This is a genomic window from Burkholderia sp. AU45388, from assembly GCF_030481585.1.
GTDB classification, from domain to species: Bacteria; Pseudomonadota; Gammaproteobacteria; order Burkholderiales; family Burkholderiaceae; genus Burkholderia; species Burkholderia sola.
Map to the genome: position 1 here is coordinate 47,319 of NZ_JAUJPV010000014.1, position 16,716 is coordinate 64,034.

12 protein-coding genes are annotated in these 16,716 nt (G+C 62.8%); 11 read left to right on the forward strand and 1 reads right to left on the reverse strand.

Annotation, left to right across the window (positions count from 1 at the left end; all coding sequences use genetic code 11):
• Positions 1–30: 30 nt before the first annotated feature.
• The 5 genes from QZM72_RS21525 (at position 31) to QZM72_RS21545 (ending at position 6,292) form a co-directional block, all read left to right on the forward strand.
• Positions 31–1,140 carry an ABC transporter ATP-binding protein gene (locus QZM72_RS21525; protein WP_089469349.1) on the forward strand — a complete coding sequence of 370 codons (1,110 nt, stop codon included), beginning with the start codon at positions 31–33 and terminating at the stop codon, positions 1,138–1,140.
• Positions 1,141–1,216: 76 nt separating this feature from the next.
• Entirely contained in the window at positions 1,217–2,263 is a 1,047-nt protein-coding gene (locus QZM72_RS21530; protein WP_089469350.1) for an ABC transporter substrate-binding protein, read from the forward strand.
• Between the two features lie 111 nt (positions 2,264–2,374).
• A complete protein-coding gene (locus QZM72_RS21535; RefSeq protein ID WP_179233492.1) occupies positions 2,375–3,631 on the forward strand; it encodes an ABC transporter permease in 1,257 nt (418 codons plus the stop codon).
• Positions 3,632–3,668: 37 nt separating this feature from the next.
• On the forward strand, positions 3,669–4,505 hold the full coding sequence (locus QZM72_RS21540) for an ABC transporter permease (RefSeq protein WP_301739150.1): 837 nt from the start codon (positions 3,669–3,671) through the stop codon (positions 4,503–4,505).
• A gap of 368 nt (positions 4,506–4,873) precedes the next feature.
• Positions 4,874–6,292, forward strand: coding sequence for an MFS transporter (locus QZM72_RS21545; RefSeq protein ID WP_089469456.1), 1,419 nt, complete (start codon positions 4,874–4,876; stop codon positions 6,290–6,292).
• A gap of 64 nt (positions 6,293–6,356) precedes the next feature.
• On the opposite strand, the gene QZM72_RS21550 is transcribed toward QZM72_RS21545, so the two are convergent.
• Positions 6,357–8,090 carry a protease pro-enzyme activation domain-containing protein gene (locus tag QZM72_RS21550; RefSeq protein ID WP_301739151.1) on the reverse strand — a complete coding sequence of 578 codons (1,734 nt, stop codon included), beginning with the start codon at positions 8,088–8,090 and terminating at the stop codon, positions 6,357–6,359.
• An 872-nt stretch (positions 8,091–8,962) separates the two neighbouring features.
• On the opposite strand from QZM72_RS21550, the gene QZM72_RS21555 reads away from it, so the two are divergent.
• From QZM72_RS21555 to QZM72_RS21580, 6 genes are all read left to right on the forward strand, one after another.
• The gene (locus tag QZM72_RS21555; RefSeq protein WP_301739152.1) at positions 8,963–11,476 is read left to right on the forward strand and encodes a type VI secretion system Vgr family protein; all 2,514 of its coding nucleotides are present in this window, start codon (positions 8,963–8,965) and stop codon (positions 11,474–11,476) included.
• 3 nt (positions 11,477–11,479) lie between these two features.
• Positions 11,480–13,420: a DUF3274 domain-containing protein gene (locus QZM72_RS21560; RefSeq protein ID WP_179233482.1), complete on the forward strand. Its 1,941-nt coding sequence runs from the start codon at positions 11,480–11,482 to the stop codon at positions 13,418–13,420.
• Positions 13,420–14,133: a hypothetical protein gene (locus QZM72_RS21565; RefSeq protein ID WP_089469354.1), complete on the forward strand. Its 714-nt coding sequence runs from the start codon at positions 13,420–13,422 to the stop codon at positions 14,131–14,133. The genes QZM72_RS21560 and QZM72_RS21565 overlap by 1 nt, the downstream gene beginning before the upstream one ends.
• 13 nt (positions 14,134–14,146) lie before the next feature.
• Positions 14,147–14,848 (forward strand): hypothetical protein, encoded by a 702-nt coding sequence (locus tag QZM72_RS21570; protein WP_089469355.1) that lies wholly within the window; start codon positions 14,147–14,149, stop codon positions 14,846–14,848.
• A gap of 82 nt (positions 14,849–14,930) precedes the next feature.
• Positions 14,931–15,188 carry a PAAR domain-containing protein gene (locus tag QZM72_RS21575; RefSeq protein WP_089469356.1) on the forward strand — a complete coding sequence of 86 codons (258 nt, stop codon included), beginning with the start codon at positions 14,931–14,933 and terminating at the stop codon, positions 15,186–15,188.
• Positions 15,185–16,597, forward strand: a complete 1,413-nt coding sequence (locus tag QZM72_RS21580) for a hypothetical protein (protein ID WP_301739153.1) — start codon at positions 15,185–15,187, stop codon at positions 16,595–16,597. Before QZM72_RS21575 ends, QZM72_RS21580 begins: the two co-directional genes overlap by 4 nt.
• Positions 16,598–16,716: the final 119 nt, after the last annotated feature.

Genomic DNA, 16,716 nt, shown 5'->3' on the forward strand with positions numbered 1-16,716 from the left:
CAATTGTCGCGGAACCAGGGGATAGCCACGATGAAGTCCGATGATGTGATCGTCAGCTTTCGCGGCGTGCGGAAGACCTACGACGGCGAGACGCTCGTCGTCAAATCGCTCGACCTCGACATCTACCGCGGGGAATTCCTGACGCTGCTCGGGCCGTCCGGCTCGGGCAAGACGACTTGCCTGATGATGCTGGCCGGCTTCGAATTCCCGACCGGCGGCGAGATCCGCCTCGACGGCGAACTGCTGAACACCGTGCCGCCGCACAAGCGCAACATCGGCATGGTGTTCCAGAACTACGCGCTGTTTCCACACCTGACGGTCGAGCAGAACGTCGCGTATCCGCTGACGGTGCGCAAGCTGCCGGCCGCCGAGCGCGCGGAGCGCGTCGCGCACGCGCTGAAGATGGTGCAGATGGAGCGCTTCGCGAAACGCTATCCGGCGCAGCTGTCGGGCGGCCAGCAGCAGCGCATCGCGCTGGCCCGTGCGCTCGTGTTCGAGCCGAAGCTGGTGCTGATGGACGAGCCGCTCGGCGCGCTCGACAAGCAGTTGCGCGAACACATGCAATACGAACTGAAGGCGCTGCACGAAAAGCTCGGCGTGACCTTCGTGTACGTGACGCACGACCAGGGCGAGGCGCTGACGATGTCCGATCGCGTCGCCGTGTTCGACAAGGGCATCGTGCAGCAGCTCGACACCGTCGACCGCCTGTACGAATCGCCGTGCAACGAATTCGTCGCGAACTTCATCGGCGACAGCAACCGGCTGCGCGGCACCATCGCGCGCGTCGACGGCGAATTCTGCGAATTCCGGCTCGACGACGGCACGAAGCTCGTCGGCCGCCATATCGGCGAAGCCGCCGAGGGCGCATCGGCCGTCGCGTGCATCCGCCCCGAGCGCATGAGCCTCGCCGAGCACGGCATGAATGGCGCGAACGGCACGAATGGCGCCGCCAATTGCGTGAGCGGCGAGGCGCGCAGCCTCATCTATTTCGGCGATCACGTGCGCATGCGCTGCGCACTGCCGGGCCAGGACGAATGCTTCGTGAAGGTGCCGCTCGGCACCGGCGCGCTGGATGCGTTCTCGCCCGGTGCGCCGGTTTCGCTTGCATTCTCGCCCGAACACCTGCGCGTGTTCGCGTGAGCATGGCTCACCCGGTTTTCCGCAGCACGTCGTCAACAACAAAGCCCACTTCCACCACGAGAGGAGAGGAACCATCATGAAACGAGCAAGCTTTACCGCGCGTCGCACGGCGCTCGCGCTGGCCCTGGTCGCGTTCGGCGCATCGGCCGCCGCTGCCGAGCTCACGGTCGTCAACTTCGGCGGCGCGAACGGCGACGCGCAGAAGGCCGCGTTCAACCAGCCGTTCGAGAAGGCGACCGGCAACAAGGTCACGGCCGTCGAATACAACGGCGAGCAGGCGAAGGTGAAGGCGATGGTCGAGGCGAAGCACGTCAACTGGGACGTGGTCGAAGTCGAATCGGGCGACCTGAACCGCGGCTGCGACGAAGGGCTGTACGAGAAGCTCGACTGGTCGAAGATCGCGAAGAAAGCCGACCTGATTCCGGAAGCGCCGCAGGTGTGCGGCGTCGGCTTCTTCGTGTGGTCGACCGCGCTGTCGTACAACGCGGACAAGCTGAAGTCGGCGCCGACCGGCTGGGCCGATTTCTGGAACGTGAAGAAATTCCCCGGCAAGCGCGGGATGCGCAAGGGTGCGCGCTACAACCTCGAATTCGCGCTGATGGCCGACGGCGTCGCGACGAAGGACGTCTACAAGGTGCTCGGCACGAAGGCCGGCCAGGATCGCGCGTTCAAGAAGCTCGACGAGCTGAAGCCGTACATCCAGTGGTGGGAAGCGGGTGCGCAGCCGCCGCAGTTCCTCGTCGCCGGCGACGTCGTGATGTCGACCGCGTACAACGGCCGCATCGACGCCGCGCAGAAGGAAGGCAAGAACCTGAAGGTCGTGTGGAACGGCAGCATCTACGACCTCGACTACTGGGCGATTCCGAAGGGCTCGCCGAACAAGGCGCTGGCCGAGCAGTACATCGCGTACACGCTGACGCCGAAGCCGCAGCAGGCGTATGCGCAGCACATCGCGTATGGCCCGGCGAACGTCGCGGCGATCAAGTCGCTCGACGCGAAGACGCTCGCGAACCTGCCGAACTCGCCGGCCAACGGCAAGAACGCGGTACTGGAGGACATCGGCTTCTGGACCGACCACAGCGACGAGCTCGAACAGCGCTTCGCCGCGTGGGCAACGAAGTAAGCGGTCAGGCATCCTCACGGGTGTCGTGATGCAACCGGCCGCGCGACGCGTCGATCGCGTCGCGCGGCATTCCGCCGGAACGTGCCCGGCCGGAGAGAACCATTGAACACGATGACGATCGCGCCTTCCTCGCCGTCGACCGCCGCGCTCAAGCGCGAGCTGAAGGCCGCCGAGTCCCGCAAGCGCACGATGGCGCTGCTGCTGATCGCGCCGCTCGCGATTTTCCTGCTGCTGATTTTCGTCGTGCCGATCGGCACGCTGCTCACGCGCGCGGTGCAGAACCCGGAGATCGCGACCGCGTTGCCGAACACGATCGCCGCGTTGTCGGGCTGGGACCGCAAGACGCCGCCGGCGGACGCCGCGTATGTCGCGCTCGCGGCCGACATGACGAAGGTGGCCGACAGCGAGGCGATGGGCGCGCTCGCACGGCGCCTGAACACCGAGATTCCCGGCTATCGCTCGCTCGTCGCGAAGACGGCGCGCGCGATGCCGCTGAAGGGCGACGGCGACGCGGCGCCGACGCCCGCGCAGACCCGCGCGAAATTCATCGATCTCGATGCGCGCTGGGGCGACGTCGCGTACTGGCAGGCGATCGCGAAGAACGGCAGCCAGGTGTCGCCGTTCTACCTGCTCGCCGCGCTCGACCACAAGCAGGACGGCTTCGGCCACATCGTGCAGGCCGATCCCGACCAGTCGATCTACCTCGCGATCTTCGGGCGCACGTTCGTGATCGGCGTGGCCGTCACGCTGTTCGCGCTGCTGCTCGGCTATCCGCTCGCATACTGGATCTCGACGCTGTCGGAGCGGCGCGCCAACCTCGTGATGATCCTCGTGCTGATTCCGTTCTGGACGTCGGTGCTCGTGCGCGTCGCCGCGTGGATCGTGCTGCTGCAGAGCGAAGGGCTGATCAATACGGCGCTGATCGGCAGCGGGCTGATCTCGCACCCGCTCTCGCTGCTGTTCAACCGCGTCGGCGTGTACATCTCGATGACGCACATCCTGCTGCCGTTCATGATCCTGCCGCTCTACAGCGTGATGAAGTCGATTCCGCCGACCTACCAGCGCGCGGCGGTGTCGCTCGGCAGCCATCCGTTCGCCGCGTTCTGGCGCGTGTACGTGCCGCAGACTTATCCGGGCGTCGGCGCGGGCGCGCTGCTCGTGTTCATCCTCGCGATCGGCTACTACATCACGCCCGCGCTGCTCGGCGGGCCGAACGACCAGATGGTCAGCTACTACGTCGCGTACTTCACGAACGTGACGATCAACTGGGGCATGGCGTGTGCGCTCGGCGGGCTGCTGCTCGCGGCGACGCTCGTGCTGTATGCGGTGTACGGGCGCTTCACGCGCACCAACGTGAGCCTCGGCTGAGCGCCGGGCACAGGGAAACGGGAAGGGGATGCCGACCATGAAACTCGCCAGGCCGCTGTTCGCGCCGCACATGTCGTTCGTCGAGCGCGCGTGGTACGTCGCGCTGCGCGTGCTCGTCGTGCTGACGCTGCTGTACCTGATCCTGCCGGTGCTCGCGATCGTGCCGCTGTCGTTCTCGTCGAGCACGTTCCTCGTGTATCCGATCCCCGGTTTCTCGATGCGCTGGTACGAGAACCTGATCGCATCGGACGAGTGGCGGATGGCCGCGAAGAACAGCTTCATCGTCGCGCCGTCGGCGACGATCGTCGCGACCGTGCTCGGCACGCTCGCGGCCATCGGCCTGACGAAAGCCGACTTCCGCGGCAAGGGGCTGCTGATGGCCGTGCTGCTGTCGCCGATGATCGTGCCCGTCGTCGTGGTCGGCGTCGGCATGTATCTGTTCTTCGCGCCGCTCGGGCTCGCGAATACCTACACGGGGCTGATCGCCGCGCACGCGGCGCTTGGCGTGCCGTTCGTCGTGACGACGGTGGCCGCGACGCTGCAGGGCTTCAACCAGAACCTCGTGCGCGCGAGCCTGTCGCTCGGCGCGAACCCGGTCACGACGTTCTTCCGCGTGACGCTGCCGGTGATCGCGCCGGGCGTGATGTCGGGCGCGCTGTTCGCATTCGCGACGTCGTTCGACGAAGTGGTCGTCACGCTGTTTCTCGCGGGCGCCGACCAGACGACGCTGCCGCGCCAGATGTTCACGGGCATCCGCGAGAACATCAGCCCGACGATCGCTGCGCTCGCAACGATCCTGATCATCTTCTCGACGAGCCTGCTGCTCGCGCTCGAATGGCTGCGCGGCCGCAATGCGCGGCGTGCGGTGACCTGACCTGACGTGGTGGCGCGACGGCGGCGCGCGCATGCCACGCATCGGCGCATTGCCGATGCGTGATGTCGCCGGCAGACGCGGCCGGGCCGGCCCCCAGCGCCGACACGACGAAGCGGGACGCGAGCTCGAACGGCCGCCCGGCAGCCGCCGGATCGTCGATCGTTGTGCGCATCGACGATGCCGGGCGCAAGGCACGGCATCTCGCCAGCTTTCGTTTCGCTGACTGACGCGGCGGCCGCCTGCAGGTTTGATGCGGCTCTGCAACAATACGGATCGCGGCAACGCGCGCGCCGGTCTTGCCGTCCGGCACGCCGCCGCCGCGCCGCTCAATCCGCGACGCCGCGCGTCGCTCGTCAGCCGAGCCCATCTTGTCCGAATTCGCTTCCCCCGCCGGCGCGCACGAGCCGGCCGTCAACTGGCGCGCGATGTCCGCCGTGCTGCTGGCCGTCGCGCTCGCGACGCTCGACACCGCGATCGCGAACACCGCGCTGCCCGCCATCGCCGCCGACCTGCATGCGTCGCCGGCCGCCTCCGTGTGGATCATCAACGCGTACCAGCTCGCGATGGTCGCGACGCTGCTGCCGTTCGCGTCGCTCGGCGACATCGTCGGCCACAAGCGCGTGTATGTCGCCGGGCTGGCGGTGTTCACGCTGGCGTCGCTCGGCTGTTCGCTCGCGTCGACGTTGCCGATGCTGACCGCCGCACGCATCGTGCAGGGCTTCGGCGCGAGCGCGATCATGAGCGTCAACGTCGCGCTGATCCGCGGCCTGTTCCCGGCGCACCGGCTCGGGCGCGGCGTCGGCTTCAACGCGCTCGTCGTCGGCGTGTCGTTCGCGGTGGGGCCGACGATCGCGTCGCTGATCCTGTCGGTGGCCGCGTGGCCGTGGCTGTTCGCGGTGAACGTGCCGCTCGGCGTATTCGCGTTGGCCGTGGCGATTCCTTCGCTGCCGCAGACGGCGCGCGGCAAGCATGTATTCGATCCGGTGGCTGCGCTGTTCAACGTGATTACGTTCGCGTCGCTGATCTTCGCGCTCGGCGAATTCGCGCAGCGCGGGCCGCTCTCGGTCGTGTGCACTGCCGCCGCGGTGGCGTTCACGTTCGGCTGGCTGCTGATCCGCCGCCAGGCCGGCCATCCGGCGCCGATGCTGCCGGTCGACCTGTTCCGCCGGCCCGTGTTCACGCTGTCCGCGCTGACGGCCGTGTGCGCGTTCGCCGCGCAGGGGCTCGCGTTCGTGTCGCTGCCGTTCTATTTCGAAACCGTCCTGCATCGCAGCGCGGTCGAGACGGGATTCCTGATGACGCCGTGGTCGGCGATCGTCGCGCTCGCCGCGCCGATCGCGGGGCGGCTGTCGGATCGTTATCCGCCCGGGCTGCTCGGCGCGATCGGGCTTGCGTTGCTGAGTGCGGGGATGGTGTCGCTCGCCGCGCTGCCGGTGTCGCCGGGTGTCGTCGACATCGGCTGGCGGATGATGCTGTGCGGCGCGGGCTTCGGCTTCTTCCAGTCGCCGAACCTGAAAGCACTGATGTCGAGCGCGCCGCCCGAGCGCAGCGGCGGCGCGAGCGGGATCATCGCGACCGCGCGGCTGATCGGGCAGGCGACGGGCGCGGCGCTGGTTGCACTGTCGTTCGGGATCGCGGGCCGCCACGGGCCGACGCTGGCGTTGATGCTCGGTGCGGGTTTCGCGGGCGCGGCGAGCGTCGCGAGCGGGCTGCGGCTGTTCGCGCCGTCGCATCGGGCCGGCGCGCCGGTCGTGTCGGAGCCGGTGAAGGAACCGGCGGCGGAGTAGGGCGCGGCACGGTCGCGACCGGCGCACGGCACACCCTCGCCGCGCGCCGGCTTTCATGCATCGCTCAGAACCCGCCCGACTTGATCAGCTGGTTGAGGTTCGCGATGTTCAGGCTGCCGAAGCCGGTCGTCAGATCCCAGCCGGTGCCGGCGGTATAGCCGTACCCCTGATAGCCGTTGTTGCCCGACACGACGTCATAGCGCACGAGCGACGGATGCGACGGAATGTCCGCATAGAAGTTGCCGGCCGGGAAGCCGAGGCCCGTGCCGTTCGCCGCGAGCAGCCGTGCCCAGAAGCCCGTGAAGATCGGTGCGGCGAGGCTCGTGCCGCCGATCTGCTGCAGCTGGCCGTAGTTGTAGATGTACGCGCCCGTGCTTTGCGCGGCATCGAACGCGACGTCCGGCAACCGGCGATTGCTGCCCGACTGCCACGACGGCGCGGGCAGGATCGTGCTGACGCCGCCGCCCGTCGCCCACAGCTTGCCGTTGGAATCGAGTCCTTCGTTCCACACCGTCTCGTTCGAGAACGCGCCGGCCGACGTGGTGTAGAGCGTCGTGCCGCCGATCGCGAGCACGTGCGGCGACGCAGCCGGCCACGACACCGTGTAGTTCGAGCCGTCCGGGTAGCCGCGGCTGTTGCACTCGTACACGCCTTCGTCGCCCGACGATACCGAGAACGTCTGGCCCTGCGCGGCTGCCGTCGTGAAGATCTGCTCCTCGGCGTCGATCGTGCCGTCCGCGTTCGCGTCGGTTTCGCACCAGCCGAGCGACACGTTGATCACTTTCGCGGTGTCGTCCGACACCGCGCGGTTGAACGCCTGCGTGAGGCCCGTGTTGCCGGCGGCGTTCAGGTCCGCCATGTAGAACACCAGCTTGCCGACCTGGCCGCCGGCCGAGCCGACGATCGACTGGCTGTCGAGATCCCATTCGCCCTGGCCGTCCTGGTCGTCGCTGTAGCTGCCGCCCGTGCCGTTGGTCTTGACGGTCTGCGTCGTGACCGTGCCGTAGCCGTTGCTCGACGTGAACTGCTTCAGGTCCTGCAGCGTCTGCGATACGCCGCCGATCGTGATGATGCCGACGGTCACGCCGGCGGCGGTCGGCACGCCGGTCGCGTTGTAGAGGCCCGGGAATTCCTTCGGATAGTGGCCTGTCGCCGTGCCGGCCGCGAGCGCCTGCGGCTTCGCCACGTTGCCGATGCGCAGCATCGGCCGCGCCCGCGCGACACTTTGCAGCCCGAGCACCGAGCCGACGACGTCGCCGAGCGCACGCGGCACTTGCGCGGTCGACGTGTTGGCGAAGCCCGAGCGGCCCGCGTAGTCGAAGTGCACGAGCGACGTGTTGAACGCGGCCTTCACCGTGCCGGCCGTGCCGCTGGCCGAGATCAGCAGCCGGTTCGGCGCGACCTCGACGTTCGTGAAGCCGCTCTTGTGCAGATAATCGACGACCGACTTCACCTGCGCGTCGGTCGGCGCGTAGTTCGCGAGGAACTGCTCGTGCGTCAGGTACTGGCGGTAATGCGCGCTGCCGGGCCGGTTCACGTCGCGCGCCAGTTGCTTGAGCTGCGCGGCGTTGCGCAGCTTCAGGCTGACGACGACATTGGTCGTTTCACCGGCTGCCAGTTCGCGCGACGGCGCCGCACTGCGCGCCATCAACTGCGGGCCGGTCAGAAAGGCGTTCGTATGAGTATCGACCCAATCCGTCGTCGCGTGCGCCGCTGCGGCGGCGAACACGAGCGGTGCCACGCACGCGAGGCGGCGGGGCGACGGAAGGGGAAGGGCAAACCAGGCGTTCCTTTTCATCGGGAGTCCTTTTTAGGAGAGGCGACGTTACTGGAACCCCGGCCCTTGTGGGGCCGCGAGCGGTGACGAGCGTAGGGCGTCGGTGCCGTTCGGGTAGCTGCCATTTTCCATAGCTGTCAGTTCTGACAACGGGGGCGCATGACTGCGCGCGCAGCGCCGTTCACGCGGGCAATGACGGGCCCGGTGGACGGGAACCGGTTCGCGGCACGACGGCGCGGCAACGCGCGTCGCTCACACGCACGAGTCGTTCGTTGCAGCGCCGGAATGTGCGTGGCCGTAGACGAGAGCGCGACGTGGATGCATGGCGTTTGCGTGTCAATGGCGGCACGCCGTATCGCACTATGTGGTCATTGGAAGCGACTCGTCAGGAACCGCTTCGCGCAGGCACAAAAATGGGGCCAGCCGAACCCGAACGTTTCCCGAACTGTGGAACAGCGCGGCGGCCAGTCTTGCAGGCTGCTTTCGGATCGCGAGCCGCAATTGCGGATTAGAGGAAATATTCGAATGTAATGGGTGGAACCCCTTGCTGTTCGGGAGGGAACGAAGCTGCCGTTACGTGGCCGGGCGGGTACGGTCGCAATGAAATCGGTAGCGCTCACCTACGTCCGATTTCCGCCGTTGCTCCATTTGGACTCGACCTTCGGGGGGCTCGGACATGTCGCGTGGCGAACGGCTATGAGTCAGCCGGGGGTTGCGACCGAGAGAATCGGTATCGGAAAAACACGAAATCCATTTTTGTTCCATCGGAACGCGTAAATGGATTCGGCTTCAAATCCCGGTTCTTACCAATTTCATATTCGTCCTATGGCGGCTTTGTCCCTTGCTCGGTTAAAGTCGCGCGGCCTATTCCGCAAACGTTTTCGGAGGATTGATTGACCCCGAGCACGGCCAATTTCGACACGCCCGCACGTGCGGGTATCAACATCCATCAGTTCTATAGCCTTGATCTCAAGGGCATGCCTGCCGCCGCGCTAGCGGACGTCTATGAGTTCGATGGGGCACGCGGAATCGGAGAGCCGACGAAGTACACGATCCAGTTCACGCACCCTCGCCATGACCTGTCACGCACTGAATTCCTGAACCGAATCGGAGCGTTTGTGATTCAGCCGCCGCCGCGTGACCGATGGAGCCAGCCTGAAAGCGCACGCCGCGTGCAAGGCGTGGTGACGGGCTTCGCACTCAAGGCGACCAACCGCGACCAGTCGTTGTACGAGATTGTGCTGGAATCGCGTCTGGCGCTGTTGCGCAATGCGCCCAAATGCCGGTTCTTCCTGGACAAAACCATTCCCGAGATCATCGAGCAGATTCTGCGGGAGCATGAGTTCAATCAGATCTTCGCGCGCTTTGAATTCCAGCTACATCGTACCTATCGCAAGCGCAGCTTCGTGATGCAATGGGATGAGGACGACCTGGCGTTCATTACGCGCTTGTGCAGACGCTCTGGCATCTGGTTCGTGTGCGAGGAAGGCAAGCATTGCGAGCAGGTGCGCTTCGGCGACGACTATGCGCACTACCGCCGCGATCCCGAGCGTCTAACAGTTGCGTACCGGCCGTACAGCGGCCTGGAGGCGGGAGGTGTCGAATCGGTCAGCGCGCTCGAAATGCGCGCGACGACGTTGCCGGCAACCTACATCGTGCGCACTTTCAATACCGAAACGGCGATCTCGAATCCGATCGAGGCTGTCAGCCCGATCCGCGACGACCGCACCACGTATGGTGAAGCGTATACCTGGGGGATGCCGAATCAGAGCGAGGACGAGGCGAAGGAGGAAGCGCAATTGCGTCGCGAAGCAGCGCTGACCGGACAGGTCGCATATCGCGGCGAGTGCGACATGCTGGACCTCACGCCCGGTTCGGTGCTGAAACTGTCCAACCGGACGCTGTCTGATGCGAAGCATGGCCTGCTTGTAGTGCGGGTGACGTGCGGCGCGAGCCGGAAGAGTGCGTATCACGTGAAATTCGACGCGATTCCGTCCGATCGCCAGTATCGAATGCCGCTGATGGAAGAAACGTGGCCGCGGATCGACGGTGTCATAACCGGGACGATCGCTTCGTCGGGAGGCTGGAGGGATCCTTATCTGGATGGTCAGGGCGAATACATCGTGGATCTCCATCTGGATCGAGACACGCGGGCGCCCGGTCTGCAAAGCTGTCCAATGCGGCTGGCAAAGCCGTTCGCGGGGCCGAACCAGACGGGTTTTCACTTCGGCCTTGTCGAAGGGACGGTGGTCGGCGTGAGCTTCCTGTGGGGCTGCGTGGATCTGCCGTTCATCAGCCATGTGCTGCACACCGCCCAACACACGGATCCGATCGTCGCAGGTGTCCCGTGGGGCACGCGCAATACGATCCGCACGCGCTCGAACAACACCGTCGAGTTGGATGACCGGGAGGGCCAGGAACACATCAAGGTCGCGACAGAGCACGGCAAGACGCAGCTCAATCTCGGCTATACGGTGGACCGGGACCAGCGACTGCGCGGCGAGGGCTTCGAACTGCGTACCGACGAGCGGGGGCACGTCCGTGCGGGTGGCGGCCTGCTGGTGTCGTCCGACAGGCAGGAGAAGGCGATCGGACAGTCGTCCGACACGCGGCCGATGACGAACCAGTTTGCATTGACGCAGGCACAGGCTCAGGGATTGACCAACGCCGCAGCCGTCGCGCATGCGGAGATCGCGGACCTGAAGGCCGAGAACGCGTGGCTGAAGGACGAACTCGCTAGTCTGAAGACGGCCGTGATCGCGTTGTCCGCACCGAACGGCATTGGCCTGGCGACGCCGGATCGGGTGATGGTGTCGGCGGGCAAGGACGTGAGCGTCGGTACGTCGGCGCGATTCAACGTGAATGCGCTTCGGAATGTTGCTATTGCGGCAGGCGAGGTGCTGTCGCTGTTTGCGCACAAGTTCGGCATCAAGCTCTATGCCGCGCGCGGGAGAGTTCAAATCCAGGCGCAGTCGGATGCAATGGAGATGGTGGCGCAGAAAGACGTGCGAATCACCAGTGCCGACGGTACTACAACGGTCAATGCCGCTAACGGGGTCGTGCTCGGCGGCGGCGGCACGGCTTACATCAAGGTACACGGCGATAACGTCGAGATTGGCGGGGCTGGTTGCCTGATCCTCAAGATCATCGAAATCCAGAAGGAAGGACCGGGTGCGCTGTCGCTGCCACTGCCGAAATTCAGCCAGACCGATATCGCGAACGATGAGCGCTTCATTCTCAGCGACGACATCACCGGCCGACCAATTGTGAACCGGCCGTACAAGATTCAGTTGGCTAGCGGGCAGATTATCGAGGGGGTCACCAACGGCAAGGGGGAGACTTCGTTGAGCCGGCAGGACGTTGCGCGAGGGCTCAAGCTGCTGCTTCAGAACAATAAGGAAGCCTGATTCATGACCGACCAGTCAAACCAGTCAGATGGTACGGGCGACGATGACGATGCGGCGCAGCTCTATCAACATGACACTGCAACGCGCATCGTGCCGATGAAGCGCGATCATCTTGGGCAACCGTATTGGGAGTCTTATCACACGCCGAGCAGTTTTCAGGTGCGGGCAGAGTGTCGAATTCCGCCTCATATGCCTGGCGTCATCATCTTTGTGCATGGCGTTAATTCCACGGGGGAGTGGTATGACGCGGCTGAAAAGGCGTTGTGTGAAGGACTAAATGTGCGCTTGAATCGTGCTGACGGTTGGAAGCTCAGAGAGAACAGATACATTACCTACGATAAGAAAACTGATATGCCGATCGCTCGCCAGCTTGATCCAGAGTGGAGCGGCCATTCTCCCGTGATCCGCTTCTATTGGGGCTACAGCGCAGCTCCTGGGACCGAGCGCAACTGGCGCATCCCGATGCGCAATCCGCGCGGCTTCGATATCTGGGCGCCAGCGTGCACGAACGAGAACGGTCCGTGGTATTGGGGCGGCGGCCCTTTCCAGAATGGCACCAACAACCTGCCGCAGTTGTGGAGTTGCGAGGGATTCAAGCGTCATGTGTTCAGGTTCGACATGGAGTCGTTGAATACGGAGGCTGATCGCCAATTGCAGGACGCCCCTCCGCGCACGTACTACGCGCACGCGGCTCAACGGCTGGCCGACCTGATCGATCGGATTCGAAACGAGTGCCCGCGCGATACGGTGTCAGTGATGTCGCATAGCCAAGGGACGATGATCGCGCTGGCGGCGACCGCCTTATGCAAGACGCGCGCGCCCGATGCCGTGTTCGTGATGAATTCGCCTTATGCCCTGGATGACAAGATCACGGACGCGCTGGCCTGCGGTGCGGAGCGTCCCACACCGGAGGCACGCGTCAACACGTTCAGGAATATCGCAAGCCGGATCAAGCAGGACAAGCGTGTTTTCACTGAGACGGAATTGAAACAGCTTCAGTGCGGCGCGTCCGAAGACATGGATTTCTGGCGGCCTGACAACCAGCGCAAGTCCGGCCTGCATGAGCGCGACAATCATGGCCGGCTGTACGTGTACTTCACGCCGCATGATCGAGTAATGGGCGCGGTGCCGCTGCAAAGCATCGGCTGGCAGGGCGTGGATGACGAATTGCTTAAAGAGTTGGATGACATCGTGAAGCAGCGCATGCTGGCGCGCGGTACGCCGGTGGGCGATGCGCCTGGTGCAAAGAGATTCGGCACGCTGCCACCGACTCCCGAAGACAAACTTGTACCTGGAGCAAAGTCTACCGATTTCTGGAACGGCAACCGGAATATCTTTACGCCCCTCGTGAAGCTATGGGCGGTACCGCATCCCGATAAAACGGTGACGATCAATGCCGAGCAGGTGCCGAATCCGGTCACGGAAGAGGAAATGAAATACTTCGATTTATCTCGGCTGACCGCACCAGAGATGGGTAAGTGGGTCAAGAATCCAATCGATCCGAACCAGGGCCAATACGCTGATCCCGACTACCGGTACATGCGCTCGATTTTTCAGCCCGCACGTACCGTTACTACCGAGGATATTTACAGGTCCAAACGCGCAAATCGACTTGAGACCCAAGACGAAATGCTGCACCGACTCGATACCTATCTCGCCGAGCCGACTAATCACAGCACGTTGCCGCAGCATCAGGCGTTCATGCGCCGAGTGGTGGCCTACGATCTCCCAATCGGCTTTTGTGATGCATATGAGAAGCCGGCGTTCTGGACCCTCCTGATGAAGTCTGCCGACTGGACGCAGGGCTATGACGATTATTTCGAGCTTGGCGCTCCCCAAAGCATTGTTAAACCTGCCTATATCGATTGGGACACGGTGGCCGAGGAACAAAGCAAGGCCGAAGCTGAACAATTGCGGCAGCAGCAGTGGAAAGGAGGAGCGTGATGAAGTGCTCGATTGTTATCGTTGTACTGGTAGCCCTGATGCAGGGATGTGCGGCACAGCAAAGGCAGATATTCTCATTGGGTAATTTTTTGCGTGTAAATGCACTTCCCTATGATTCGCCGACTCAGATAATTTATAGGATCGATGATCATCGCTTTGTTACGCTCGAGAACTATCGAGACTGCAATTATGGTCAAGCCTATTACAACGATATGCGCATTGGTATAAAAACGGGCCTGGGTAGGGCTAGTATCGAAGATTACCAAGGTAGACTCATTAATGCCGATATGACCGGGAAAAATTTGGCATTTCCGTCCGGTGCGCCACCGCATCTTGGAACATCAGATCATGGAGTTGACGTTGGATTGTTGTATTCGACGGACGGTGGGAGGAACTTTTCCGCAATGGTTTATATGAAACACAGCTTTGATCCGTTCGAGGATTCGCGGGACTATTCGGTCTTTGTAACCGGCGACCGACTCTATGTCTCCAATAGATCGGCAGACAATGACGCCTACGTTGTCGAATATCCGATGGTGCCAGGCATTGATTTAAGCAAACCCTATCCTCCTGGCGTCCGGGGCGGGAGTTTCGCTGCATCAAAGCGGCCTAGTGTTTTCTCAAAGCTTCGCACACCCTCCGGCCAGGACCGAATCACCTGTGACACATCGATCAAACCAACCAACCCGGATGCGCCGTTGATACCTCAGTGAAGTGCAAACGCCGATGAAAAACGTCATGACCATAATTGCGCTGATTGCCCTGATGCAAGGGTGCACCGCGCAGACTCCGCGCCGTCCGGCCTTCGGGCTTGGTGATTTCATGAGCTCAGCGCTCAAGGAGTTGCCGTATGACTCGCCGCCACAAGTGATCTATCGGATTGACGATCATCGCTTTGTAACGTTGGAACGTTACCGGGACTGTCATCATGGGGAATCGTACTACAACGACACCCGCGCTGGGATTCGAAAATTTTTAGGGCGAGGCATGTTTGAAAATTTCCAGGGCCGCATCATTAATGCCGATCCGAGCGGTCAGAATATTGTGTTGCCTTTGGCCTACCCGAATGAAATGGTTTGTGGGAATGGCGAAAAAGGTTGTGCGGTACCGTTTTGGTACTCGCTAAATGGTGGGAAAACTTTCGCCACGAAGGTCTACGCGGATCATAGCTTCAACCCGTTTGAGGATTCGAAGAAATATGCATTCGCAGTTACGCGAGATAGTATTTTTGTTTCAAAAAAAATCAGCGAGACGGTGGACGTGTTGGACACTGATCGCTATCCGCTCATTTCTAATTCTATGCATAAGCGCATCGAGTTTGATGCGAAGATGCCGTCCAATCTTCGCACACCCTCCGGCCAGGACCGAATCACCTGCGACACATCGATCAAACCAACCAACCCGGATGCGCCGTTGATACCTCAGTGAAGTGCAAACGCCGATGAAAAATATGCCCCTGATGCTTCAATGAGACGCTCAATTCATATCACCGTACACGTACTACATCATCATGAAGAACCCAATATGCATAGGCGATGCGACGACACACGGCGGCATCGTAAAGACCGCTTCATCGACGTTCGACCTCGACGGCCGCAAGGTCGCGTTGTTGCATGACATCGTCTCGTGTCCGGAGCACGGTGACAACGCGATCGTTGAATGTGCCGAGGGCTACAGCGAAGGCGGCCGGAAATGGGCTGTGCATATGTGCCGAACGCGGTGCGGCAGCCAGGTGATCGCCAGCAGCACGGGGATGAAAATCGTATGAGCAGAACATGGGCCCTCCCAGGTGTCGCTGAGTATCAGTACGGCAAGCCGCCCTCGATCTGGTGGTGTGTGCTTGCCGTAGTCGTCATACAGACCGCCGGCATACTCATCACGGTATTCAACTGGGAGCAGGGTAAACCGGTGATGTCCGAACTATTCTTCGTGCGCGCGTTCCTGTTGCCGCTGCTGATATCGGGCGGCGTATGCTCGGCGATCTATTCCGGCTACGAGGATTGGATCGAGCGGGTTGATTGGTGGAATTTCCTGTGCCGCGCCGAGCGGGCTGCATGGCGGCAATGGGCACAAGCTCATGTGATGATCGTTGATAGCATCGCGTTGACGGCCGAGCCCGAGTTGGGCGAACGTCTGCTTGGCCTGGAGGGCAGCGCGCCGATCAACCCCGGCAAGATCCTGCCTTTGCCGCAAACGGAAGGCTCGGCAGGCGTATCGCGGCTTGCGGTGGTACTGGAGCAACTGACGAGCCGGTTCTCGGCCAGCCTCGTGCGTCATGATGCGTCGGGTCATGCGATCGACGTGATCCTGCAATCCGCCAACAAGGACGATCTGGCCGAACTGCGAGCGGTCTGGAAAAAACTGAATCTACCCAATCTCGTGCAGTTCTTGTGGGTGCCGTTCGATGCGAACGAGGCGAATATCGACACGTGGTTCGACAAGGGCTGGACGTCCGATTTCCGGCTGTTGCTGGCCTGCCAACTGCATGCGGAGCGCATCGAGCCGGTCTGGTCCGAGGCCGCTGTGGCGATGTTGCTTACGTCGCCGCGTGTAGCCGCGAGCCTCAAGGCAACGGTCTTGCCGCAGGCGCGATTATTCCGCCCGATCGCGATGCCGTCCGATTCCGTGGTGGACGGGCTGGAGACGCTGCTGTCCTCGGAGCAGACGCCACGCCGGAGAATCCGGCACGCATGGATGAGTGATCTACCGTCCCAGGGCCGTCATGCAACGCTGGGCGCCATCAAGGACGTAAGCCCGGAGCTGCCGGTGCACGACGTCGATCGCGCGATCGGCAAACCGGGGCCGGTAAATGCGCTCTTGCTTCAGGCGCTCGCGGCGCAGATGGTCGCGCATGGCCAGGGCGCGCAACTGATTGCTTCAGTTAGCGCCCAAAAGGTGCGGCTGAACCTGGTTGGAACCGAGTTCGTTCCTGTGCCTCGCGTCGATGCAGCCTATGCGCGTCTGCTGAGCTTGTCTGTCACCGTGGGCGGGAGTTGCTGCCTGCTCGTGATGATGATTGCGTTGCATGCCCTCAACGCATCTCAAGGCTGGTTTTGGGCCTGTATAGGCGGGTTCGTCTTGCTGTTTCTGATACAACTCGGCGGCTCGTTTTTAAGGCGTAACCTGGTGGAAGATGACTTTTTCCGACAACTGCAACGCATGGAAGCCCGAACATGAGAGCGCTTGATGCGTGGCGCCGGACTGTACGCGACGATTGAATAAGAAATAGAAAGGACTGGATTCCGGCTGCGTAGTGTGGAGACTTCTCGCAATCTTCCTTGCCACAGGCCCCGTCG

Coding starts and splice junctions, on each gene's coding strand:
- QZM72_RS21525 (WP_089469349.1), top strand. CDS start 31: ATGAAGTCCGATGATGTGATCGTCAGCTTTCGCGGCGTGCGGAAGACC.
- QZM72_RS21530 (WP_089469350.1), top strand. CDS start 1,217: ATGAAACGAGCAAGCTTTACCGCGCGTCGCACGGCGCTCGCGCTGGCC.
- QZM72_RS21535 (WP_179233492.1), top strand. CDS start 2,375: ATGACGATCGCGCCTTCCTCGCCGTCGACCGCCGCGCTCAAGCGCGAG.
- QZM72_RS21540 (WP_301739150.1), top strand. CDS start 3,669: ATGAAACTCGCCAGGCCGCTGTTCGCGCCGCACATGTCGTTCGTCGAG.
- QZM72_RS21550 (WP_301739151.1), bottom strand. CDS start 8,090: ATGAAAAGGAACGCCTGGTTTGCCCTTCCCCTTCCGTCGCCCCGCCGC.
- QZM72_RS21560 (WP_179233482.1), top strand. CDS start 11,480: ATGACCGACCAGTCAAACCAGTCAGATGGTACGGGCGACGATGACGAT.
- QZM72_RS21565 (WP_089469354.1), top strand. CDS start 13,420: ATGAAGTGCTCGATTGTTATCGTTGTACTGGTAGCCCTGATGCAGGGA.
- QZM72_RS21570 (WP_089469355.1), top strand. CDS start 14,147: ATGAAAAACGTCATGACCATAATTGCGCTGATTGCCCTGATGCAAGGG.
- QZM72_RS21575 (WP_089469356.1), top strand. CDS start 14,931: ATGAAGAACCCAATATGCATAGGCGATGCGACGACACACGGCGGCATC.
- QZM72_RS21580 (WP_301739153.1), top strand. CDS start 15,185: ATGAGCAGAACATGGGCCCTCCCAGGTGTCGCTGAGTATCAGTACGGC.